At 54.9% G+C, this 21768-nt stretch carries 20 protein-coding genes; 16 read left to right on the forward strand and 4 right to left on the reverse strand.

What is annotated here, in order from left to right; all coding sequences use genetic code 11:
• Positions 1-9: 9 nt before the first annotated feature.
• The 3 genes from C7820_RS15890 to tyrS all read left to right on the forward strand — a co-directional run bounded on the left by C7820_RS15890 (position 10) and on the right by tyrS (position 2883).
• Positions 10-801, forward strand: a complete 792-nt coding sequence (locus tag C7820_RS15890) for a sulfite exporter TauE/SafE family protein (RefSeq protein ID WP_116231901.1) — start codon at positions 10-12, stop codon at positions 799-801.
• 119 nt (positions 802-920) lie between these two features.
• Complete coding sequence (locus C7820_RS15895; RefSeq protein ID WP_076174880.1) at positions 921-1190, forward strand: metal-sensitive transcriptional regulator; 270 nt, start codon at positions 921-923, stop codon at positions 1188-1190.
• 433 nt (positions 1191-1623) lie between these two features.
• Positions 1624-2883: a tyrosine--tRNA ligase gene (gene tyrS / locus C7820_RS15900; protein WP_116231902.1), complete on the forward strand. Its 1260-nt coding sequence runs from the start codon at positions 1624-1626 to the stop codon at positions 2881-2883.
• Between the two features lie 160 nt (positions 2884-3043).
• Here tyrS and C7820_RS15905 read toward each other — a convergent pair whose 3' ends face one another.
• Entirely contained in the window at positions 3044-3562 is a 519-nt protein-coding gene (locus C7820_RS15905; RefSeq protein WP_116231903.1) for a DUF3231 family protein, read from the reverse strand.
• A 345-nt stretch (positions 3563-3907) separates the two neighbouring features.
• Between C7820_RS15905 and C7820_RS15910 the strand changes: the two genes are divergently transcribed.
• The 5 genes from C7820_RS15910 (at position 3908) to C7820_RS15930 (ending at position 9083) form a co-directional block, all read left to right on the forward strand.
• Complete coding sequence (locus C7820_RS15910; RefSeq protein WP_116231904.1) at positions 3908-4738, forward strand: alpha/beta hydrolase; 831 nt, start codon at positions 3908-3910, stop codon at positions 4736-4738.
• Between the two features lie 195 nt (positions 4739-4933).
• Positions 4934-6445, forward strand: a complete 1512-nt coding sequence (locus tag C7820_RS15915) for a YheC/YheD family protein (RefSeq protein ID WP_181909082.1) — start codon at positions 4934-4936, stop codon at positions 6443-6445.
• A gap of 95 nt (positions 6446-6540) precedes the next feature.
• Positions 6541-6957 carry a VOC family protein gene (locus tag C7820_RS15920; protein WP_116231906.1) on the forward strand — a complete coding sequence of 139 codons (417 nt, stop codon included), beginning with the start codon at positions 6541-6543 and terminating at the stop codon, positions 6955-6957.
• 406 nt (positions 6958-7363) lie between these two features.
• On the forward strand, positions 7364-8275 hold the full coding sequence (locus C7820_RS15925) for a prenyltransferase (RefSeq protein WP_116231907.1): 912 nt from the start codon (positions 7364-7366) through the stop codon (positions 8273-8275).
• A 46-nt stretch (positions 8276-8321) separates the two neighbouring features.
• Positions 8322-9083, forward strand: coding sequence for a DUF6081 family protein (locus C7820_RS15930; protein WP_116231908.1), 762 nt, complete (start codon positions 8322-8324; stop codon positions 9081-9083).
• A 169-nt stretch (positions 9084-9252) separates the two neighbouring features.
• Here C7820_RS15930 and C7820_RS15935 read toward each other — a convergent pair whose 3' ends face one another.
• The 3 genes from C7820_RS15935 to C7820_RS15945 are packed head-to-tail and all read right to left on the reverse strand — an operon-like array spanning position 9253 to position 12197.
• Positions 9253-10167, reverse strand: coding sequence for a glycine betaine ABC transporter substrate-binding protein (locus C7820_RS15935; RefSeq protein ID WP_116231909.1), 915 nt, complete (start codon positions 10165-10167; stop codon positions 9253-9255).
• Position 10168: 1 nt separating this feature from the next.
• Complete coding sequence (locus tag C7820_RS15940; RefSeq protein ID WP_116231910.1) at positions 10169-11002, reverse strand: ABC transporter permease; 834 nt, start codon at positions 11000-11002, stop codon at positions 10169-10171.
• The gene (locus C7820_RS15945; protein WP_116231911.1) at positions 10980-12197 is read right to left on the reverse strand and encodes a quaternary amine ABC transporter ATP-binding protein; all 1218 of its coding nucleotides are present in this window, start codon (positions 12195-12197) and stop codon (positions 10980-10982) included. The genes C7820_RS15940 and C7820_RS15945 overlap by 23 nt, the downstream gene beginning before the upstream one ends.
• Before the next feature lie 365 nt (positions 12198-12562).
• Here C7820_RS15945 and C7820_RS15950 point away from each other — a divergent pair, with 365 nt between their 5' ends.
• The 8 genes from C7820_RS15950 (at position 12563) to C7820_RS15985 (ending at position 21493) form a co-directional block, all read left to right on the forward strand.
• Positions 12563-13132: a GbsR/MarR family transcriptional regulator gene (locus tag C7820_RS15950; RefSeq protein WP_116231912.1), complete on the forward strand. Its 570-nt coding sequence runs from the start codon at positions 12563-12565 to the stop codon at positions 13130-13132.
• 156 nt (positions 13133-13288) lie between these two features.
• On the forward strand, positions 13289-14584 hold the full coding sequence (locus C7820_RS15955) for an aspartate aminotransferase type Ic (protein WP_116231913.1): 1296 nt from the start codon (positions 13289-13291) through the stop codon (positions 14582-14584).
• Between the two features lie 303 nt (positions 14585-14887).
• Entirely contained in the window at positions 14888-15496 is a 609-nt protein-coding gene (locus C7820_RS15960; protein ID WP_258875274.1) for a YkoP family protein, read from the forward strand.
• Between the two features lie 134 nt (positions 15497-15630).
• Positions 15631-16737 (forward strand): outer membrane lipoprotein-sorting protein, encoded by a 1107-nt coding sequence (locus tag C7820_RS15965; protein WP_076174843.1) that lies wholly within the window; start codon positions 15631-15633, stop codon positions 16735-16737.
• A 306-nt stretch (positions 16738-17043) separates the two neighbouring features.
• Positions 17044-18228, forward strand: coding sequence for an alanine racemase (gene alr, locus C7820_RS15970; protein WP_116231914.1), 1185 nt, complete (start codon positions 17044-17046; stop codon positions 18226-18228).
• 230 nt (positions 18229-18458) lie between these two features.
• Positions 18459-18740 (forward strand): CopG family ribbon-helix-helix protein, encoded by a 282-nt coding sequence (locus tag C7820_RS15975; protein ID WP_036648438.1) that lies wholly within the window; start codon positions 18459-18461, stop codon positions 18738-18740.
• A gap of 3 nt (positions 18741-18743) precedes the next feature.
• Positions 18744-19094: a type II toxin-antitoxin system PemK/MazF family toxin gene (locus C7820_RS15980; protein ID WP_076174838.1), complete on the forward strand. Its 351-nt coding sequence runs from the start codon at positions 18744-18746 to the stop codon at positions 19092-19094.
• Between the two features lie 209 nt (positions 19095-19303).
• Entirely contained in the window at positions 19304-21493 is a 2190-nt protein-coding gene (locus tag C7820_RS15985; protein WP_116231915.1) for an alpha-galactosidase, read from the forward strand.
• Positions 21494-21768: the final 275 nt, after the last annotated feature.

Raw genomic sequence — 21768 nt, forward strand, 5'->3', positions numbered from 1 at the left:
GAGGACGACATGGCGGATATGATGCTCTACGCTGTCATGCTGCTGCTGGGTCTCGTCGGATCGTTCTTCTCCGGACTGCTCGGCATCGGCGGGGCGATCATCAATTTCCCCCTGCTGCTGTATGTTCCGCCTATGCTGGGATTGCCGTCGTTCTCCGCACACGAGGTTTCCGCGATCAGCATGTTCCAGGTTTTCTTCTCTTCACTGGCCGGCGTGATGGCGTACCGTTCGAAGCCAGAACCGAAAGGAGGGGCGGTCCACAAAGGCCTCGTCATGTATATGGGGGGAGGCATTCTGGCCGGCAGCCTGCTCGGCGGACTGGCCTCCGGATCGATGGACGGGACGGTTATCAACGTGATTTACGGCATTTTGGCGGTACTTGCCGTCGTCCTCATGCTCATTCCGAACCGGGGAACGGAGAGCCGGTCTGAACCGCTAACGTTTAACAAAACCGTGGCTGTCACGGCGGCTTTTCTGGTCGGTGCTGTTTCTGGCATCGTGGGTGCGGGCGGATCATTTATTCTGATTCCGATCATGCTGACAGTGCTGCGCATTCCCACCCGGACGACGATCGCTTCCTCGCTGGCCATCGTGCTGATTTCGGCGGTCGGCGGAGTCATCGGCAAAATCGCGGGCGGGGGCATTCCGCTCGGGCCGACCGTCTTTACCGTCCTTGGCAGCCTGATCGGGGCTCCGCTCGGATCGAGAATCAGCTCCAGGATGAACGTGACATTTTTGCGGTACGCGCTGGTGGTGTTGATCGCCTTCACGGCTGTGAAAATATGGGCGTCCCTGCTGTGAGAAAGATCGGGTGGAATAAATTTCAGTGCGGCAGCGGGACCCGTACCCGTGTAGTTTTGTTTTTTTTGCTCTATAATATACCCATACCGGTATATCGTTAGAAAAGGTGGGATCCTGACATGGATTACAATTACACGGATGAAATGAAAACACGTCTGCGCCGCATCGAAGGGCAGATCCGGGGCGTGCTGCGCCTCATGGATGAAGGAAAATCATGCAAGGAGGTCGTCTCCCAATTGTCCGCTGTGCGCAACGCCTCGGATAAGGCGATCGCCCAGATCGTTGCGGAAAACCTGCAGCAGTGTATCCTGGCAGAGCAGGCAGCTGGAAACATGGACACCGGAAAAATGGTGAAGGAAGCCGTGGAGCTGCTGGTGAAAAGCCGGTAAACCCTGGCATTTGACAACCCCGGAGGAAATCAATATACTTTGCTTATCCATTTGAATATTCGGAATATACGCGGAAAGAGCGAAGTAGCGGGAAGTCCCTGTTCTCAGAAAGCCGGGGGTCGATGCGACCCGGCAGCACACGGTCCTGACGAATTACACTCTGGAGTATCTTGGGTAATGCCAAGCGGAATGGCCAACGTTATATGCGCCGTCGAGTGGTGCAGCATGCCTTGAATGAGGCGGCCCTGCGCAATGTGGGTGGTAACACGGTTATTACAATCGTCCCTTAGGTCTGTTTCAGGCCGGGGGGCGATTTTTTGCGTTTCCCGGCTTCATGAGGAAGCCTTGCATCCGGGAAAAGCCCGCCTCGATCCATGTATAACCGATTTTTAGCCCCATATATCATGAACAAGCAAAGGAGCTGGACAAGAAAATGAACATTATTGACGAACTGGAGTGGCGCGAGGCCATCAACCAACAGACGGACGCAGAGGGACTCCGCCAATTGACGGAGGAGAAATCGATCTCCCTGTACTGCGGCGTCGACCCGACCGGGGACAGCATGCACATCGGGCACCTGATCCCGTTCATGATGCTGAAACGGTTCCAGCTGGCCGGACACCGGCCGGTCATTCTGATCGGCGGCGCCACCGGAACGATCGGCGACCCAAGCGGACGCCAGTCCGAACGCACGCTGCAGACGATGGAACAGGTGCAGGCGAACGTGGACGCCCTGACCGCCCAAATGAAGAAGCTGTTCCTAACCGAAGGCGACAACCAGCTGCGCATGGTGAATAACTACGACTGGACGCATCAGCTGAACGTCATTGATTTTCTCCGCGATTACGGGAAAAATTTCAGCATTAACACGATGCTGGCCAAGGATATCGTCGCCAACCGGCTCGAAACCGGCATTTCTTACACCGAATTTTCCTACCAAATTCTGCAGTCGATGGACTTCCTGCATCTGTACCGGGAAGAGGACGTCCAACTGCAGATCGGCGGCTCCGACCAATGGGGCAACATTACGAGCGGCCTGGATTTGATCCGGAAAAAGGAAGGCCCGGAAGCGAAAGCATTCGGCCTGACCATTCCGCTTATGCTGAAGGCGGACGGCACGAAATTCGGCAAAACCGCCGGCGGCGCCATTTGGCTCGATCCGAAGAAAACGACGCCGTACGAGTTTTACCAGTTCTGGGCGAACACGGACGACCGCGACGTCGTCAAGTACCTCAAGTACTTCACCTTCCTGGACAAAGAAGCGATCGACGCTTTGGCGGAAAAGGTGCAGACCGAGCCGCACAAACGCGAAGCACAGATTACGTTGGCTGAGGAAATGACCCGGTTCGTCCATGGCGAAGAAATGCTGGCCCAAGCTAAAAAGATCACGGCTGCGCTCTTCAGCGGCGACATCAAGTCGCTCACCGCGGACGAAATCGAGCAGGGCTTCAAGGAAATGCCGACGTTTGAAGCTTCGAAGGAATCCAAGAACATCATCGACTGGCTCGTCGAGGTCGGCATCGAGCCGTCCAAGCGCCAAGCGCGCGAGGATCTGAATTCGGGGGCCATCTCCATGAACGGCGAGCGCGTCACCGATGCCGAGCTGGAAGTAAGCGCGGACCACGCCATCGAGGGCCGGTTTATCATCATCCGCAAAGGCAAGAAAAAATACCATCTCGTGAAGCTCTCCTAGTCTCCGGACTTTTTTCGGAGTCAGAACTGCGTCATAACGTCAAACGGGATATATCACAAAAAAGGCTTTCCTGCCGTCCGTGGGGACGAAGGGAAAGCCTTTTTGCCGTACATTCCGATCTGCGTGAACGGGAGTCGCCGTAATCGGCAGAGGGGCTGGGTTATGCCTTTTCCTCAACCGGACGCTCAACGTGAAGCGGTGGAGGAACGAGCCAGCCCTTCTCCTTGTTCATGCGCAAAATCCGCACGCCGAGGGCGGTCTTGGTCGTATGGTATTTGGCGAATAATGCGCCGATATCCTCGCGGATGGACATGCCCATAATCGCGCTGCAGGCGGCCAGTCCCGCGGCGGAGTCGGCTGCCAGCTTGGCGCCGATTTCCTGGTCCATAAAGCGGGCCCCGGGCGGTATGTCTTCCAGATTGACAGCCGGTCTGTCGGCCATAATCGGCGCCGGGACGACGCCGTTGTCAGTCAGCAGCTTGTCGCATTCCTTGATTTCGGTCTTGGCTTGGTCGATCAGGTCCTCAAGAATTTGTTTGAGGTCTTTGTCTCCGGCATGGTTCAGATATACCTGATAGCAGGAGACGAGTCCTTTAGCCATCATGGAAACTTCCCATACATTGAAGACTTCGCCGTAGTGCAGCGGTTGGTGTTTCGGATTTCCGTCGAGAATACCCATCGATTTCATTCTCTCCTTAGTTTTAGGTAGGGCAGTACCGTTACATTATGAACAATTCCCTCCGGTTTCATGTACGAAGCCGGCCTGCGAAGAGAAGCGCGGTATATTTTTTTTGATATAATCTTGAGCGCCGGACCGCGTTCCGATGAACAACTGGTACGATACCGAAACCGACCGGCAGATGAATTTTCAGCACGGAGCGTCGTTGGCGGATTGTATTTCAAGCTGCTGAAGAACTAGGGGCTTTCGCGCTGACTTTTCGGCTAAATTGAGTGTAAGCCCTTTAATTATGTATGCTCCCATTGTAAAATGGTGGACAAAACCATATGACAAGGGGACGATCGAATGAGCACAGCAGCAAGCAGGCTGCCTGACAGCAAGCAGCGCATACCATTATGGGAGGATGTTCCGCTGGGACAAAGCGGGCCGGAGAACGAGGGCTGCCCCAGCATAACGCCTTACCTGCTTGAAGGAGAGGGCCCTTTCCCGATGATGGTGGTATGTCCGGGAGGCGGATACGTCATGCGCGCAGACCATGAAGGCGAACCGATCGCCTTGTGGCTGAACAGCATCGGGGTGTCGGCGGTGGTCCTGAACTACCGCGTGTCGCCGAACCGCCACCCGGTTCCGCTGGGAGACGCCCAGCGGGCGATCCGCACGGTGCGAAGCCTCGCGGCCGATTGGAACATCGATCCGGCGCGGGTAGGCATTTTGGGCTTTTCCGCCGGTGGACACTTGGCGTCCACTGCCGGTACCCATTTTGATGCAGGCCAGTCGGATGCGGAAGATCCGGTCGAGCGCGAGAGCAGCCGTCCCGACCTGCAGGTGCTGTGCTATCCGGTCATCAGCTTCGGGCCATATACTCATGAAGGCAGCAAGTATTCGCTGCTCGGGGAAGAGCCGGACCCGGAACTGGTCCAGTATTTGTCCAACGAGACGCGGGTCACGCCGGATACGCCGCCGGCCTTTATTTGGCATACGGCCGATGACGGGGCCGTTCCTGCGGAGAACAGCCTGCTCTTCGCCCTCGCTTTAAGCCGCGAGAAGATTCCTTATGCGCTGCACGTGTTCGAGGCCGGACGCCACGGACTTGGGCTTGCGGAGGAAGAAGAGGCCGTCAAGGCATGGCCGGACCTGTGTGCGACCTGGCTGAGAGAACGGCAATTCATACAATAATGCTATCACCCGAAAGAAAGGGACGACGCTTATGGAGCGGACGTCCCTTCTTGCCGTTAAAGGAGGGGATAAGCACTTCCATCCTCTCCAAGGCATACGCTGGTTACGAACGAGTAGAATTGAAAACCCCCAGGAGGATGATACAGAAGTGATGACCCGTACTTTTGGCATCGGAAACTCAGGCAGGGGATGGGTATGAACACCACGCTCGGCCTAATGTCTGCCAAGACGGCCGGAAGGTCCCATTTTCTTCCCTATGTTGAGGCAGCGAATGAGGCAGGTTTCAAACGGTTGATTCTTTTTGCACCTGAAGATGTGAACCTGGCCCGGCGAAAAATTACCGGTTACACTTATCAAAAGCATAAATGGGTGCGTACGGTACAGGGATTTCCGGATCTCATTTATGATATAGGCCATTACAGGACAATCCGCGGTTACCAGCAAGCGGAAGAAATCAAATCCTTCAGCCGGCTGCCCTTTGTTGGGGACTGGCTTGGCAATAAATGGGCCGTCTATCAGGGACTGAAGGCGTCCCCTGAAATCGCGGAGCATTTGGTGGAGACGGAGCTGCTGATTCGGGCGGCCGACGGGATTTCCATGCTGGAGCAGCACAAAGCGCTCATGCTGAAACCGGTCAGCGGAGAATCGGGTACCGGGATCAAACGGATCAGTCTTCGCAAGGACATGCTGATTATTGAGGAAGACGGGGGCGTATGCCGCGGCATCAAGGTGGAAGCGGCAGGGAGATATTTAGATCAGCTGGCCGCCAAAGGTTATATGATGCAGCCGGCGCTCGATTTGCGCGTGAACAGCCGAAACCCCTGGGACTGCCGTGCGCTGATTCAGAAAGATGGGCTGGGCAGCTGGAGCTTTACCGGGCTCGTCGTCCATGTAGGACAGACAAGCCGTCTGACGACGCATCCGGAACACGGCGGGCAAACGTTGGAGGGGTATTCCTTTTTGGTCAAAAGATTTGGGGAGGAGGAAGCGAAGAGGCTGTACGAACAGGTTGGGGACCTGTCACGGCGGGTCGCAGAGCAGCTGGAGCTATATTACAACCGGAGCTTTGCCGAATTGGGCGTCGATTTGGCCATAGGCGAGGATCGGTCCCTCTATATTCTGGAAGTGAACCATAAGCCGGGCAAGCCGTTCATGCGAACGGAGCGTGACCTCGAACTCTATTTGAAAAGCATCCGGGTGCCGTTCCAATACGCGGCTTATCTGGCTCATACGCAAGCGGTCGTTATTCCGGCGGCACCTCCATGGTCGCGGGATACGTCCGGATGCTCCAGAGCGGAGCTCATCGAACAGATCATCCAGGACGGTATGGCATTCTACCGGACTCCATACCGGTTCGGTGCGGTGCCCTGGTCCATCGACGCGTTTGATTGCAGCTCGTTCATGCAATTTATTTTTGCCAGAAACGGTCTGCTGCTGCCGCGTACGTCCAGACAGCAAAGCCTCCTGGGATATGACGTGGCCAGAAAGAACCTGCAGCGGGGCGATCTGCTGTTCTTTTCCGTCCACTCCCGAACGCATAAAAAAGGGCTGGAACGAATCGGCCATGTCGGCATTTATCTTGGCGGCGGCCGGTTCCTTCATTCCTGCAAAGCGGGTGGCGTCGTGGTCACGGAGCTCTCGGATCCGTATTGGAATCGGCTGTATATCAAAGGCCGCCGGGTGATTGAAGAGGACGGCTGCTCGTAGGCGGGCTCCTTTTTTCAGCATGTCCATTATCAATCGCTGAGGCGTGGGATATAATGGATTGTGCATGTCCCATATGATAAAGGAGGACTACCCGAATGAGTGTAAAGATATCGCCTTACATTGTAATGAATGGCAATTGTGCCGAGGCCGTTGCATTTTATGAAAAAGTGCTTCAGGCCAAGAACCTGGGATTGTCCCGCTTCAGCGATATGCCGGATCCGGATCATCCGCTGCCGGATGAAGCCAAGGATCGCGTACTGCACGCCGCACTTGAATTTGACGGCAACACGCTGCTCTTCTCCGATACGTTTCCGGGAAATCCTTATCAGCTTGGGGATCAGTTGAGCATCGCCATTACATCGAATAACAGCGAGCGTCTCCAATCGGTCTTCGCCGGATTGTCGGATGGGGGACAGGTGCTGATGGAATTGCAGCAGACCTTCTGGAGCCCGGCCTTCGGCATGGTCCGGGACAAGTTCGGCATCACGTGGCAGGTCAGCACAGAGCAATAGGAATTAGGTCAGGCAGGTCGGTACGGCCTGCGGATCCTGGCAGGCGCTTCTAAGACAATCTGCCAGTTGATTTTCGTCAATCTGAAACAAGCCATGGCACACCCGGAACGCTGCATTCTTCATTCGAAGGGCAGCGGGAAAGAGGGCCGTGGCTTTTTTGGCTTGAGCTGGAACCTGACACCGCGTGGAATCTTCCTGATTTATACATTCCGGTGACAACATCCGCGAAAGTGTGATATCCTTGTGAAGGATGATACAAACCTGCTTTCCTGTATGTTGTCGTTAACGATATCCATCATGGGAAAGTTTGTGAAAAATATCATTTGTTTGGCAATACGGCGTTTTCGCCCGAAAATTATACGAACCCATTTTTCATGGGTACATTATAAGGAAGGGAGCATGGTTCATGCTCAAACAGTTCATGAAAGCCTCACGCTTCGGAGTTGTACCGGTCATGCTGATTCCGGTCGCGCTGGGAGCGTTGGGGGCTTTTGTATGGAACGGCGTTTTTAACGTCTGGCTGTTTCTGATTACGCTCGTCGGCGCGGCGGCGGCCCACCTGTTCTCCAACATGGTGAACGACCTGTGGGATTACAAGAGCGGGACCGATACGGCTGCCAAAGAGGCCGTGGATGCGGTCTCCACGAACTCGGGCTTTTTGACGGGCGGCGTATGGAGCATTCGCAAGTTTGCGGCGGTCACTTGGGCGCTGTTTGGCGTTGCCGCGGCTTGCGGAATTATATTGGCCGTATTCTCAGGGCCGTGGGCTTTCATTTTCGGCGCACTCGGCGGCTTGATCGCATACTTCTATGTGGCGCCGCCACTGAAGTTCGGATACCGGGGCAAAGGCTACTCGGAAGTCGCAATCCTGCTGTCGTTCGGCGTTCTTCCGGTCATGGGGGCCTATTATGTGCAAACCTCGCATTTGGACCTGCGGGCGCTGCTCCTGTCCCTGCCGATCGGCCTGTTAACTACGCTGATTCTGTTCAACCATCACTTTTTACACTGGCAGGCGGACCGCCAGGCCGGCAAACGTACGCTGGTCGTCGTGTGGGGCGAGCAAAGAGCGCTTGGCTTCTCCCGGTTTCTGCTGTTTCTGTCCGCGCTGATGCTCGTGGTCAGCGTCATTGCCGGGGCGCTTCCGGTGTACGGACTGCTGGCCCTGCCGGGCATGATTCCGCTGTACCAGGTGTACGGCAAGCTGAAGTCTCATAATAACAGCCATGCCTATATTCCGCTGATGGGAGCTTCGGTGAAATCGACCCAGCGGAGCGGGATCATTATGATTATATGTTTGCTGATACAAGGCTTGATCTGAACTTACGGCCATATTGACTTAAGCGAGAAAGGAAGTTCGATGCTACATGGTACATCAACGCGTTTTTGGGGATTTTCATACGATTCTGTCGGAGGGCGAGGTTTGGAAAATCGGCGGCTTTCCGCTGCCGGACGGTACGTTCTGGGAATACCGGGAGCCTGACGCGGTAGTCATTGTCCGCAACGGCATTCTGTACGTCCGTGCTCCATTGAGCCGGCAAAACGACCAGATTCAAATTTTGGACAACGCGAAGCATATGTATTATTCAGTGGAAACGGTCAAAGTACCGGAGCACGGAGTGGTCGACTTCGAACTGCAGATCCGCGCCCGCTCGGTTAATACCGTGCCGAATGATCTGTACGATGGTTACGTATCGCTTAACCTGCTGGATTTCACGACCGGAGCGGCGCTGGATTTCTTTGCCGGCAACGACAAATATGCCAGCGTGTATGCTGTTCTTCCTTTCCCGGGGGTAGAGGTTCCGCCATCGGACAAAACCCGGTACTTCTGCATCTTTAAAGAAGACACCAACTTTAAGCCACGTGAATTCAACACCTACAAAATTACGTATGACCGCGGAAACGACGAGGCTGTGTTCTATTTGAACGGCACGGAAATCCGCCGGGAGAAGAACATCCCGATCAAGTTCAACGAGTTTACGATCGCGCTCGGCATCATGACCGAGAAGGACATCTCGCCGGAAGGCAGCGTGTCCGTTCATGGGCAGGTCGTGACGGCCGAATATTCTCCGGTGACCGTGACGATCGACGACCGTTCGGAGAAGAAGCGGGCTGCTGAAGAAGAGTAACCGTCAGGGTGGAGAGGCTCGCAACAAAGCCATTCTATAGAAGCACCGGTTCGGTGTCTGGATGACGGACCCGATTTCTTTTCCAGCAAAAAAAGGGCTGGGTTCCCAGGTAGAACAATCTACCGGGGCCCAGCCCTTTTTTATATGAACCTATAGAGAATGAATTGAATTATTTCTTCAGGTCTTCGATGGACTGAATGTCAACGTAGGACGGCACGACCAATCCGGTTTTGACGCCGGTCATATTAGCGCCCAGATCATCGATCTGATCCTTGAATTTGGCGAGGTAATCGGCGTGGGTCAGCGGCAGCCAGGCTGCGGCCGATGCGTCTACGTCCCCGTTGGCGACGCCGGTCCACATCGGTCCTGCCTCAACCTGCAGGGCGGTTACCTTGTAGCCCAGTTTCTCCTGGAGGATGTACTGCAGCAGGTTGGTGCTGGCAATTTCCGAATCCCAGGCTACGTAGCTCAGCTTCAGCGGGTTGCCGTTAACAGGCTTCAGGTCTTTGATCCATTCATTGACCCGGTCGGCGTGGCTGTCAGCCCATGCCTTGGCGGCCTCTTCCGGCTTCTTGCCATCCTGGATCGCCGTCATGATCTCGCCCATTTCATCGGAGGACCATTCAAACCGGTCCAGGAATGCGTGAGCGGTCGGCTCATCCTGCTCCAGACCCTTGCGGGCGATCGTATGGATTTCCTCGGCTTCACCGTATACTTTCTTCGGATCATCCAGGTACTTCAAATCATATTTGGAGAACATCCAGTGCGGTGTCCATCCGGTAATGACGATCGGCTTTTTGGCCTTAATGTCTTTGGCCAGCGTCGCAGTCATCGCCGCACCGGAGCCTTCAATCAGCTTCCAGTCGGACAGGCCGTATTCTTCGATGGCTTTGTTGGTCGCCTTCATGATCCCGGCACCGGGGTCGATGCCGATAATTTCGTAGTTGACCTGTTTACCGAAGGAATCAGCGCTGCCTTCTCCGCTTGCCGAACCCCCGGAGCCGTTTTGGCCGCAGGCGGACAGCATCAGTGCGCCGGCCAGACCGAGGCTGGCCAGGATCGTCCATTTTTTCTGTTTTTTCATGTTATGCACCCCTTTTTTTGGATTTAAATAGGTTTTGCGTAAAGCGGTCGAGCACGATGGCGAGAATAACCACCGCAAGACCGGCTTCGAAGCCTTTCCCGATCTGGAGCTGGGTTACCGCGCGGTATACCTCGGCTCCGATGCCTTGGGCGCCGATCATTGAAGCGATGACGACCATGGACAGCGACAGCATGATGGTCTGGTTGATGCCGGCCATCAGCGTCGGCATGGCCAACGGCAGCTGCACCTTGAAGAGCTTCTGCGGTCCGGTGGACCCGAAGGCATCGGCTGCTTCCGTGAGCTCGCCCGAGACCTGCTGAATGCCGAGCAGGGTCAGGCGGATCGTCGGCGGAATGGCGAAGATGACCGAAGCGATGACCCCCGGCACGACACCCAGGCTGAAGAAGGTAACTGCCGGCAGCAGATAGACGAAGGCCGGCATCGTCTGCATGAAATCGAGTATCGGCGTAATGATGCGGGACGCCCCTTTGCTGTAAGCACACCAGATGCCGATCGGAACGCCTAAGACGACCGAAATCAAGGCGGAGGTGATGACCAGACTGAGGGTGTCCATCGTCTGCGGCCAGTACCCCAGGTTATAAATCAGCAGAAATCCGATCACCGAGAACAACGTCAGGGATATCCGCCCGACCAGGAAGGAAAGGATACCGAGTATGACGATAAACAGGAACGGATGCGGCAGCATGAACAGCCAGGTAAATCCGTTAACGATGCCTTCGATGACGCTCGAAATGAAGTCGAACAGGACCGTCAGATGGTCACCCATCCAGCCGACCAATGCTTCAATCCACTCATCCAGCGGTATTTTCGGCATTTGGGCTCACCTCCTTCGAACCGTTCTCCCCGGCGAGCGCCCCAAGCAGGGCACCCCGGACAATAACGCCCGCGAGACGGTCGTTGTCGTCGACGACGGCGAGCGGTACCTTGGACATGCTGGTGATTTCAAACAGCTCGTTGATCAGGACGTCCGGATGGACTCTTGGACCATCCGTGATCAGAATGTCCGCAAGCGTTTTGCCGCTGCGCATCGCTTCCGAGGCATCCTCCGCCGTGATAACACCAAGCAGCCGCTTGCCGCGGTCGATGACGAACAGGTTGGAGATGCCGCGCTCGCGCATCAGCTCGAGCGCCACACGCGGCCCCCGGTCCGGCATGATCGTCTCCGGACGGCGCATGACATGGGCGGCGGTCAGCACCTTGGACAGGTCGACGTCCTCGACGAACCGCTCCACATAGGCGTTGGCCGGCTGCGTCAGAATTTCTTCCGGCGTGCCCACCTGCACGACGGCGCCATCCTTCATGAGCGCAATCCGGTCGCCGATCCGCAGCGCTTCGTCCAGATCGTGCGTGATGAAGATAATCGTTTTCTTCATCGTCTCCTGCAGTTCGAGCAGCTCATCCTGCATGTCACGGCGGATCAGCGGATCAAGCGCGCTGAAGGCTTCGTCCATCAGCAGAATCTCCGGGTCGTTCGCGAGCGCCCGGGCCAGACCGACGCGCTGCTGCATGCCGCCGCTCAGCTCGTCGGGAGATTTGTTTTCCCAGCCCTTGAGGCCGACCAGCTCGAGCGACCTCATCGCTTTCTCCGTGCGCTCCGGCTTTTTGACCTTTTGAATCTCAAGCCCGTATTCCACGTTTTCCAGTACGGTCCGGTGCGGAAACAGCGCAAACTTCTGAAAGACCATACTGATCGTCTGGCGCCGTACTTTACGGAGCTGCTCCTTATTCATTTTTCTTAAATCCTGCCCGTGAACGAGGATTTCCCCCGCCGTAGGCTCAATCAGCCGGTTCAGCATCCGGACGAGGGTGGATTTGCCGCTGCCGGACAGCCCCATAATGACGAAAATTTCGCCAGCTTCAATACTGAGGTTGACCCGGTTCACCCCGACGGTCACGGATTTTTCCTTCGCCAGCTTCTCCTTGTTCCAGCCTTGTTCGAGCAGTCCGACGCTTTGCTCCGCCTGGGCTCCGAACAATTTGCTGACTTGTTTAAGCTGCAAAATAGACAACTGTGATACCCCCTTATTGCTTCTCTATCGTTGATAAGTGCGAACACGATGCTGTGTGAATAACCAACGGGTAACAGTGTAACAATTAATATATATAGTATCAAACGTTTTAACCGTACGTAAAGAACGTACAGAAAAAACTGTACGAAATTTACTGCCGAATGCTCCCATATCCGCCGTTTTCCTGACGGATCGGTTTCTTTACAATTAAAATACGTTTACATACAATAGACGATGAAGGTTTGGTCTTCTCCATACTTTTTCACTTACAATCACGGGCAACACAAGCGGATTCCGGACCTTGTACAGGCTTATGGGCCGGGGATTCTGCGGAGAATGGTTGAACAAATAAGGAGGTTGCAAGCATGAGCTTGGACCAATTCGAAGATGAACGCGACGCAGCAATCCACAAGGTACGCAAGCGCGTCATTGAAACAATCGGAAGAAACATGGACTTATATGGAATCTCCCAGTCCACAGGACATTTATACGGGCTGCTTTTTTTTGCAGACAAGCCGATGACCCTGGATGAAATGGGACGGGAAATGAAAATGAGCAAGACCAGCATGAGCACGGGCGTCCGGACCCTGCTGGACTTGAAGATGGTCAATAAAGTATGGGAGAAGGGCTCCCGCAAGGACTTATATGAAGTGGAATACGACTGGTATCAGACGTTTACTGACTTTTTCGATATCAAGTGGAGAAAATCGGTAGAGAGCAATATCCAGATTCTGAGCAAGTCCATCGACGAAATGGGCCGCTTGCTGACGGAGTACGAGCATGATCCCGAGTTCACCGAGCTGCTGCGCAAGGATATCGCCAAACTGCACGAGGCGGTTGCTTATTACGGCTGGCTGGACCGGCTCATCGATACGTTTGAGAGCGGAGAGATATTCAAGCTGGTCCCGAAGGAGCCTCCAACCCCACATAACTAAACATAAAAAGCACCGGAGCCGGGCTGCGTTACAGCAGTCCGGTTTTTTTGGGTTTTCATGACGCCAGGCGTGGTGATTTTTGTAGTTGACATCCGCCTGCTTTCGGTCATATGGTGTAATTTAGTAAAAGTTAGACGAAGAGCTGAGCGAGGAGAGATGAAGATGGTTACGGGTTATACCGGATGGCAGGAAGATGAGTTAAGGCGGGAGCAAGCCCGGCTGCAAGCTGAATACGAGGAATACCGGCGTCTGAATTTGAAGCTGGATATGTCCAGGGGCAAGCCGTGCCCGGAGCAGCTGCAGCTTTCGAACGAAATGCTGGACGTTCTGCCGTCCGGGGAAGAGCTTCGGGCGGAGGATGGGACGGACTGCCGCAATTACGGAGGCCTTGACGGGCTCCCGGAGGCGAAGCGTTTTTTTGCCGAGATGCTTGGGGTTCAGTCTTCCGAAGTGATTGTTCAAGGCAACTCCAGCCTAAACTTGATGTATGATGCGCTGGCACGGGCGATGCTGTTCGGGGTGCTTGGCAGTGAGCAGCCGTGGAGCAGGCTCCCGTCCGTCAAATTCCTGTGTCCAAGCCCTGGGTATGACCGCCATTTTGCGATCTGCGAGCAGCTGAATATCGAAATGATCACCGTAGATATGACGCCGGAAGGGCCGGATATGGACGCAGTAGAGAGGCTTGTCGCCGAAGATGACTCCATCAAGGGGATTTGGTGTGTGCCGAAGTACAGCAACCCCGGCGGTATCACGTATTCCGACGAAACGGTGGAACGGCTGGCCCGAATGAAGACGAAGGCGGGCGATTTCCGTATTTTCTGGGATGACGCTTATACGGTCCATCATCTGACTTCAAGGCATGACGAGCTGAAAAATATGCTGGAAGCCTGCTCGAACGCCGGCAATCCTGACCGTGTATTCATCTTTGCATCCACTTCCAAGGTGACTTTTCCGGGTTCCGGGGTAGCAGCTTTGGCGGCGAGCAGGGACAACCTCAGCCATATGAAAAAACAGTTGTCCGTGCAGACGATCGGCCCGGATAAAGTAAATCAGCTGCGGCATATCCGCTTCCTGAAGGATATGGAGCACCTGGGCCGCCACATGGAAAAGCATGCCGCGATCATCAAGCCGAAATTTGACTTGGTGCTGAACAAGCTGGAATCCGGGATTGGCTCCAAGGATATCGCTTCATGGAGCAAGCCCAGCGGCGGTTATTTTATCAGCCTGGATACGATGGACGGCTGCGCACGGGAAGTCGTGCGGCGTGCAGCGGAAGCCGGGGTGACACTAACGCCTGCCGGAGCCACGTATCCGTATGGGCGTGATCCGCGGGACCGCAATATCCGTATTGCGCCAACCTATCCATCGCTCGAAGAGCTTGCGCAGGCCATCGATATTTTGTGCGTATGTGTGCAGCTGGTATCGATCGACCGTATTTTGGCGGATCAATAGAGCAGCACTTTTATTGAGACAGGCAGGTCAGGAGGAAGGGGTCTGAGATGGTACCGCAGGGGCGGTATCCCGGCCCAGCCCCCGGCCTGCCGTTTCTTTTTGCCGAATGACTGGGACATAAACGGCCTTCCCCTGATAACGGAATCCGGGCATGATGTTAGACAGCGCCGCGGACACGTCTTGTTCCACGAGGAACGTTGCATGGTCAGTGCGTCACAAATAACTCTTTTTGGATGATTTGCATGGATTCCCTCATTTGAACCGTCAAACTGAATAGAACGAACTTCATAGAGAAGAGATGTGATGAAATTGATCAAAACGACGGCTTTGAAGACGGGAGTCCAGGCGGCATGGATGAAATGGGAGGGCTTGTTCGACCGGATCACGCGGCTGCGGAGCAAGCGGGTGCTGAGTTACGGAATTTGCAAGCTGGTGGTTCGGCCTTTTCACGGGAAAAGCATCCGTAGTGACAGTGGGCAGTGGCTTCATGCTGGCGACTGGATCGGGGAGCTTCATTTGGATAACGGGCAGGTGCTGGAGCTGTCGCGGAGCCTTGGGCCGGACAGGGCGGCGCTGAAAACCGCCAGGCTCCTGAAGCAATCGCTCAGACAGATCCATGAAGCGATGGACCAGGTTCCCGAACTGGCTGAGGTCAAAGCGCTGACCGGAATTACGCTGCTTCACCGGGGACTGACCCATGGGCTGGGCTTTGAGCAGCACCAGCTGAAGGCCGGGTGGTTCCGGCTGCTGACGACGATCTATTTAAGGTTTCTGCTGCGAATGCTTCATCCCGCCGGGCAAAAACGGGTGAAGCACAGCGCTCCCAAGCTGGTTCCGCAGATGCTGCTCATGACAAGGCAAGCGTTCATGGAGCGGTACCGCCGCGAGTCACCTTTATACAACGTCATATAACAGCGTATTAATAACATTATATTCAGTAACACGGATTCGGTATCAGGCTTGTCATGCTAGTCTGCATAATGTGACCAAGTCCCTCATAGACATGTATCAATCAGTTCAAACCAAGTGCTAAGGGGGATGATGTCATGCGCCGGATTTCATGGATGCTCGCCATGATCTTGTGCGTTACGGTTGTGTTGGCAGGCTGTGGTGGCAAAAAGGATGCCGCTTCCGTTGTCAAAGACTTGAACAACGTGGTCGATACACTGCAAAGCAAGGATGGCTCTTACAAAGGAACGGGAAAAATGACGCTGTATACCGGGGAAAAGCCGCAGGAATACCAGGTGGAGGTATGGTACCAGAATCCAAACTACTACCGCATCAGCCTGACGAACGCCCAGAAGGACGTCACGCAAATCGTTCTCCGCAACGATGATGGCGTATTCGTGCTGACGCCGAGCCTGAACAAAAGCTTCCGGTTTAAAAGCGACTGGCCGGACAACCAGGGGCAAGTCTATTTATACCAAACGCTCGTCCGGGGCATCTTAAGCGATAACACCCGGCAGTTTGCCGCAGACAAGGACAGCTATGTCTTCGATGTTGCGGCCAACTATCACAGCCAGTCTCTCGTCCGTCAGAAAATTTGGCTCAGCAAGGACAATTACGCGCCAAAACAAGTACAAGTCTCCGACTCCGACGCCCATGTCGTCGTTGAGGTCAAATTCGACCAGTTCCAGTTCGATGCGAAATTCGACAAGGACTCTTTTGACATGAAGCGCAACATGACCGTGCAAAGCGATCCGTCGGTCGGAACGGTGGCCGAAGTCGACGAGAACGGCAATCCGGTCGCATCCCAGGACCAGCCGCAGGGCGATAACGGGGAAGCGGCGCAGGAAGTCACCAAGGAACTTGGCGACTTTGGCATGATTATTCCGGATTACCTGCCTGAAGGCGTTACGCTCAAGGACAGCAACAAGTTGGACAACAGTGACAACCATGCGCTGCTGCTTCGGTATGACGGTACATACCAGTTCACGATCATGGAATCCCGTCCGCAGGACCGTGCCGTGTCCCTGATGTCGGGTGAAGTGGTGGATCTTGGATTTACGGCGGGCCTCCTGGCTGGCGATGAGCAGCAAACGCTGACCTGGATGAATGGGGACGGCGTGGAATTCCGGATTACAAGCGCAAACCTGCCGGTGGACGAAATGATACAGATTGCAGCGTCTTTACAGGAACAATCGGGTAAATAATACGCAGACAGGCGGACCCTTCGGGCCGGCGGGGCATGATTCCACCGGCGCAACGAAGGGGCTTTCGCCTATCCATCTTCGAAAACCGCTGTGGTACGGTAAACCAGCCGGATTCAGCCGGGGCGTGGTTCATTGACAGTCACCTTCCTGAACATTACGATTACATAGGATAAACGAAAGGTAAATAACAACTGATTTTCGATCCGATCCATCTATGTCCATAGACTGATCGAACGAAAATGACAACTCTCCTTTCAATGACTGTATGTAATGAGTGTGTTAATTCTTAGAGAAGGTGACGAATGAATGCAGCAACAATATAGAGCAACTAGAGCGGAAATCAATCTGGACCATCTTCAAGCGAACGTTACGGCATTTCGCCGGGCTTTGCCCGAAGGCATGAAATTTCTGGCCTGCGTCAAGGCGGATGCGTACGGTCATGGTGCCGTGCAGGTGGCGCGGGAGCTTGCGAGCATCGGGGTGGACTATTTAAGCGTCGCTTTCCTGGATGAAGCGATCGAACTGCGGCATGCCGGCTTGACGCTGCCCATCCTGGTACTTGGCTACACCCCTCCGGAAGGCATAAGAACGGCGTGGGAGAATAACATAACAGTGACGGTGTTCAGCCCGGAGGTACGGGAAGCTATCCGGCAGCTCCCGGCGGACGCCGAGTCCAGACCGCTGAAGGTGCACATTAAGATCGACAGCGGAATGGGCAGACTGGGACTTCTTCCCGGCCCGGACGCCATTTCGTTTATCGAGTCGCTCTATGCTCTTTCGCAGGCTGAGGTTGAAGGCTTGTTTACCCATTTTTCCAAAGCGGACGAAGAAGATAAAAGCTATACACTGGAGCAGTACCGGCGTTTCGAGAGCGTGGTGGCCTCGCTCGGGGAGAAAGGATTCAGCCCTCCTCTTATACATACGGGCAACAGCGCCACAGCGATTGATACCCCTCAGCTGTCCTACAATATGGTCCGCGTCGGCATCAGCCTGTACGGATTGTATCCATCGGATGAGGTGAATCATCAGACTGTCGCACTTTCCCCGGTATTGACGCTGAAGACAGAGCTTGTATATGTCAAAACCCTTCCGCCGCATTGGGGCGTCAGCTACGGCGCCAAATATGTGACGGATCAAGATGAAGTCATTGGAACGCTGCCGATCGGCTATGCCGACGGGTACTCGCGGATGCTGAGCGGTAAAGCGGAAGTCCTGATCCGCGGCCGCCGCGTTCCCGTTGTCGGAACGATCTGTATGGACCAGTGTATGGTAACACTTCAATCTTTTGCCGGAGAGGCAGAAGAAATTCATGCGGGCGAGGAGGTTGTGCTCATCGGTCAGCAGTCTGGCCAGTGCATTACGGCAGATGAGCTGGCTTCTCAGCTGGGTACCATCCACTATGAGGTCATCTGTATGATTTCCCACCGGGTACCTCGTGTTTACATGAAGCACGGGACACTGTACAACCGGGTCAACCCACTGCTCATCTAGTGCGAAGAAAGGCGGAATTTCAGCCTTTTTGCTGGAAATGAAGGAATACGGCACAAGCATCCCGAATAAAGGTAATGACGGAATGACTGTACGTAAATGCCGAGTCTAGTTTATAATGTATGCAGCATACCTGGTATATCTTCGGCATATATATTCCTTTGTATAAATTTCCTTGATTCAAGTTATACTGGGCACAAGGGTGAGAAGGTATTGTGGGGGTGGAACAGAAGGTGGCTAATATGCAGAATACCAAACGAATTATGATCAGCTTGCCGGATCATCTTTTGCAGGAAGTGGATGGCATCGTTGCGATGGAGAATTCGAACCGCAGTGAACTCATCAGGCAAGCCATGAAACTGTATTTAACGGAGCGGAAGAAACGTTATATACGGGAGTCAATGCAGCGCGGCTATATGGAAATGGCCAAGATCAATTTGACGATGGCATCGGAGGCCTTTCATGCGGAAGAAGATGCAGACAGCACTCTAGGCCGCTTAGTGAGCGGGGTGTAGACATTGATCGTAAAACGCGGCGACGTTTTTTTTGCGGATCTTTCACCCGTAGTCGGTTCTGAGCAAGGTGGAGTCAGGCCCGTTCTGATTATTCAGAACGATATCGGCAACCGTTTTAGTCCTACGGTCATCGTGGCGGCCATTACCGCCCAGATTCAAAAGGCAAAACTGCCGACCCATGTGGAAATCGATGCGGTTTCGCATGGTTTTGACAGGGATTCGGTCATTTTGCTGGAGCAAATCCGAACCATTGATAAGCAGAGGCTGACGGACAAAATTACCCACCTGGATGAAGAAACGATGAAAAAGGTGGATGATTCGCTGCAAATCAGTCTCAGCCTGATCGATTTTTAAGCGTTGAACCATAAGGTTGATGATATGGTTGTGAAGGATAAGGCGTACCCGGAAGGGGCGCCTTTTTCTTGTTTTTGAACTTGTTTTTAAGTCACATAAGTCCATTGTAAGGGGTTACGCATTCGCTATAATGAATTGTATCCAACGTATGAGCGGGCAGGTGAGTACTGCATCTGCGTCTATCCGCTTGTGATATCAGGGAGGGAATTATGGCGATTCATATCGATACCAAGCAGCAATTATTTCATCTTCAGACCCGCAGTTCAAGCTACGTATTTCAGATTCTTCCGTCCGGCTATGCCGCCCATCTCTATTACGGGAAAAGGCTGCGCGACGCTGACCTGAGCTGGCTGCTCGTGACGACCGAGCGGGCTTCCTTCAGCCCGAATCCGGTGCCGGAGGATCGTACGATCTCCCTGGACACGCTGCCGCAGGAGCTTCCGGTGTACGGAACGAGCGATTTCCGTCACCCGCTGGTACAGTTCCGGCTGCCTGACGGCTCAACCGTCACCGAATTCAAGTACGTGTCGCATCGGGTAGAGCAGGGGAAGCCTCGGATGGAGGGACTTCCTTCGACATATGTGGAGAGCGAGTCCGAAGCCGAAACGTTGTTTGTGAATATGCAGGATCCCGTGTCGGGGCTGCATGTGGAGCTGCAGTACACGGTGATGGAAGCTTATGATGCGCTGACCCGCTCGTTAAAAATCGTGAACGACAGCACCGAGCCGGTGGAACTGCTGAGAGCCCTCAGCGCAAGCGTGGACTTCCCGCGCGCCGACTACGAGTGGCTGCAGCTGTCCGGCGCCTGGACCCGGGAACGCGACGTTGTGCGCCGTCCGGTCGCCTATGGCATGCAGGCGGTGGAGAGCCGCCGCGGGGCCAGCAGCCACCAGCAGAACCCGTTTGCGGCGCTGATGTCTCCGGGGGCGGATGAAGACCACGGCGAGGTCTACGGCTTCAGCTTGGTATACAGCGGAAGTTTTATCGCCCAGGCCGAGGTGGACCAGTTCCGAACGACCCGTCTGTCGATTGGAATCAATCCGTTCGATTTCACCTGGCTGCTGGAGCCGGGAGCCGCGTTCCAGACGCCGGAGGCCGTCATGGTCTATTCCTCCGAAGGCCTGGGAGGCATGTCGCGGACCTATCACCGGCTGTACCGCGAGCGCCTGGCCCGCGGCCAGTTCCGGGACAAGGAGCGCCCCATCCTCGTCAACAACTGGGAGGCGACTTACTTCCAGTTCAATGCGGATAAAATCGTCGACATCGCCAAGGCCGGCAAAGAGCTTGGGATCGAGCTGTTCGTCCTGGACGACGGCTGGTTCGGCCATCGCGACAGCGACAACTCCTCGCTTGGCGACTGGGTGGTGGACAAGAACAAGCTGCCGGGCGGACTGGAAGACCTGGTGAACCGCGTGACGGGCATGGGAATGCAGTTCGGCCTGTGGTTCGAGCCGGAGATGGTTTCCCCGGACAGCGACCTGTACCGCAAGCATCCGGACTGGTGCCTGCATGTACCGGACCGGCGCCGTACGGAAGGCCGCCAGCAGCTGATCCTGGACTTCTCGCGTCAGGATGTGCGCGAGGAGATTGTACGGATGCTGACGGAGGTGCTGAGCAGCGCGCCGATTACGTACGTGAAGTGGGACATGAACCGCAACATGACGGAAATCGGTTCGGCGCTGCTGCCGCCGGAGCGTCAGCGGGAGACGACGCACCGCTACATGCTCGGCCTCTACGAAGTGATGGAACGGATCACGTCGGCGTTCCCGCACATCCTGTTCGAGAGCTGCTCCGGCGGAGGCGGTCGCTTCGATCCCGGCCTGCTCTATTACATGCCGCAGACGTGGACGAGCGATAACACCGATGCGGTGTCCCGCCTGCGCATCCAGTACGGCACGAGCATCGTTTACCCGGTAAGCGCCATGGGCTCGCATATTTCCGCCGTTCCGAACCACCAGGTGGGACGGTCTACGCCGCTCGACATGCGCGGCTACGTCGCTATGTCAGGCAATTTCGGCTACGAGCTCGACTTGACGAAGTTCACCGAAGAAGAGAAGGAAGTCGTCAAGCGGCAGGTGGCGCTGTATAAGGAAATCCGCGGGCTCGTCCAGACCGGCGAGATGTACCGGCTCCTCAGCCCGTTTGAAGGCAATGAGACCGCCTGGATGTTCGTGGCGGAAGACGGCAGCGAGGCCGCGGTCTTCTATTTCCGGGTGCTGGCCGAATCCAACGCGCCGCTGAACCGCCTCAAGCTGAAGGGGCTCGATCCGGCCGCAGATTATGCGCTGGTGGGCACAAGCGAGGTGTACACTGGCGACGCTCTGATGTATGCGGGCATCGCGGTAGGCGCTGAACGCGGGGATTACCACAGCGAGTTTTTCCGCTTCCGGCGCGTATAAACTCCGGCCCCTTCCAGAATTAACCGGCCTCCGGCCTGCGTAAAGGTCTATACAGATGGAAGCCGCAGCAGTATGATGAACCTTGCCCTGTTTATGGGGTAAGGTTCTTTTTGCTTTTTCAGGGGAAATCTACCGTGGTATGGAAGCTTTCTCCTGCCAAACATGACCGCTGGAAAAATGGTTAAAAGTTTGTGATAATAAGATATGAAAACTTTGTAGATTTGCCTAAAGTTTTGGTTTGATCTCACAGTTTTCCATAGAGGCTGTCTGCCCGT

Origin of the sequence: Paenibacillus sp. VMFN-D1 (assembly GCF_003386155.1) — a bacterium.
Taxonomy (GTDB): domain Bacteria; phylum Bacillota; class Bacilli; order Paenibacillales; family Paenibacillaceae; genus Paenibacillus_AQ; species Paenibacillus_AQ favisporus.

Bases quoted from the DNA above. Each gene is read 5' to 3' on its own strand.
- C7820_RS15890 (WP_116231901.1), top strand. From the start codon at position 10: ATGGCGGATATGATGCTCTACGCTGTCATGCTGCTGCTGGGTCTCGTC.
- C7820_RS15895 (WP_076174880.1), top strand. From the start codon at position 921: ATGGATTACAATTACACGGATGAAATGAAAACACGTCTGCGCCGCATC.
- tyrS (WP_116231902.1), top strand. From the start codon at position 1,624: ATGAACATTATTGACGAACTGGAGTGGCGCGAGGCCATCAACCAACAG.
- C7820_RS15905 (WP_116231903.1), bottom strand. From the start codon at position 3,562: ATGGGTATTCTCGACGGAAATCCGAAACACCAACCGCTGCACTACGGC.
- C7820_RS15910 (WP_116231904.1), top strand. From the start codon at position 3,908: ATGAGCACAGCAGCAAGCAGGCTGCCTGACAGCAAGCAGCGCATACCA.
- C7820_RS15915 (WP_181909082.1), top strand. From the start codon at position 4,934: ATGAACACCACGCTCGGCCTAATGTCTGCCAAGACGGCCGGAAGGTCC.
- C7820_RS15920 (WP_116231906.1), top strand. From the start codon at position 6,541: ATGAGTGTAAAGATATCGCCTTACATTGTAATGAATGGCAATTGTGCC.
- C7820_RS15925 (WP_116231907.1), top strand. From the start codon at position 7,364: ATGCTCAAACAGTTCATGAAAGCCTCACGCTTCGGAGTTGTACCGGTC.
- C7820_RS15930 (WP_116231908.1), top strand. From the start codon at position 8,322: ATGGTACATCAACGCGTTTTTGGGGATTTTCATACGATTCTGTCGGAG.
- C7820_RS15935 (WP_116231909.1), bottom strand. From the start codon at position 10,167: ATGAAAAAACAGAAAAAATGGACGATCCTGGCCAGCCTCGGTCTGGCC.
- C7820_RS15940 (WP_116231910.1), bottom strand. From the start codon at position 11,002: ATGCCGAAAATACCGCTGGATGAGTGGATTGAAGCATTGGTCGGCTGG.
- C7820_RS15950 (WP_116231912.1), top strand. From the start codon at position 12,563: ATGAGCTTGGACCAATTCGAAGATGAACGCGACGCAGCAATCCACAAG.
- C7820_RS15955 (WP_116231913.1), top strand. From the start codon at position 13,289: ATGAAGATGGTTACGGGTTATACCGGATGGCAGGAAGATGAGTTAAGG.
- C7820_RS15960 (WP_258875274.1), top strand. From the start codon at position 14,888: ATGAAATTGATCAAAACGACGGCTTTGAAGACGGGAGTCCAGGCGGCA.
- C7820_RS15965 (WP_076174843.1), top strand. From the start codon at position 15,631: ATGCGCCGGATTTCATGGATGCTCGCCATGATCTTGTGCGTTACGGTT.
- alr (WP_116231914.1), top strand. From the start codon at position 17,044: ATGCAGCAACAATATAGAGCAACTAGAGCGGAAATCAATCTGGACCAT.
- C7820_RS15985 (WP_116231915.1), top strand. From the start codon at position 19,304: ATGGCGATTCATATCGATACCAAGCAGCAATTATTTCATCTTCAGACC.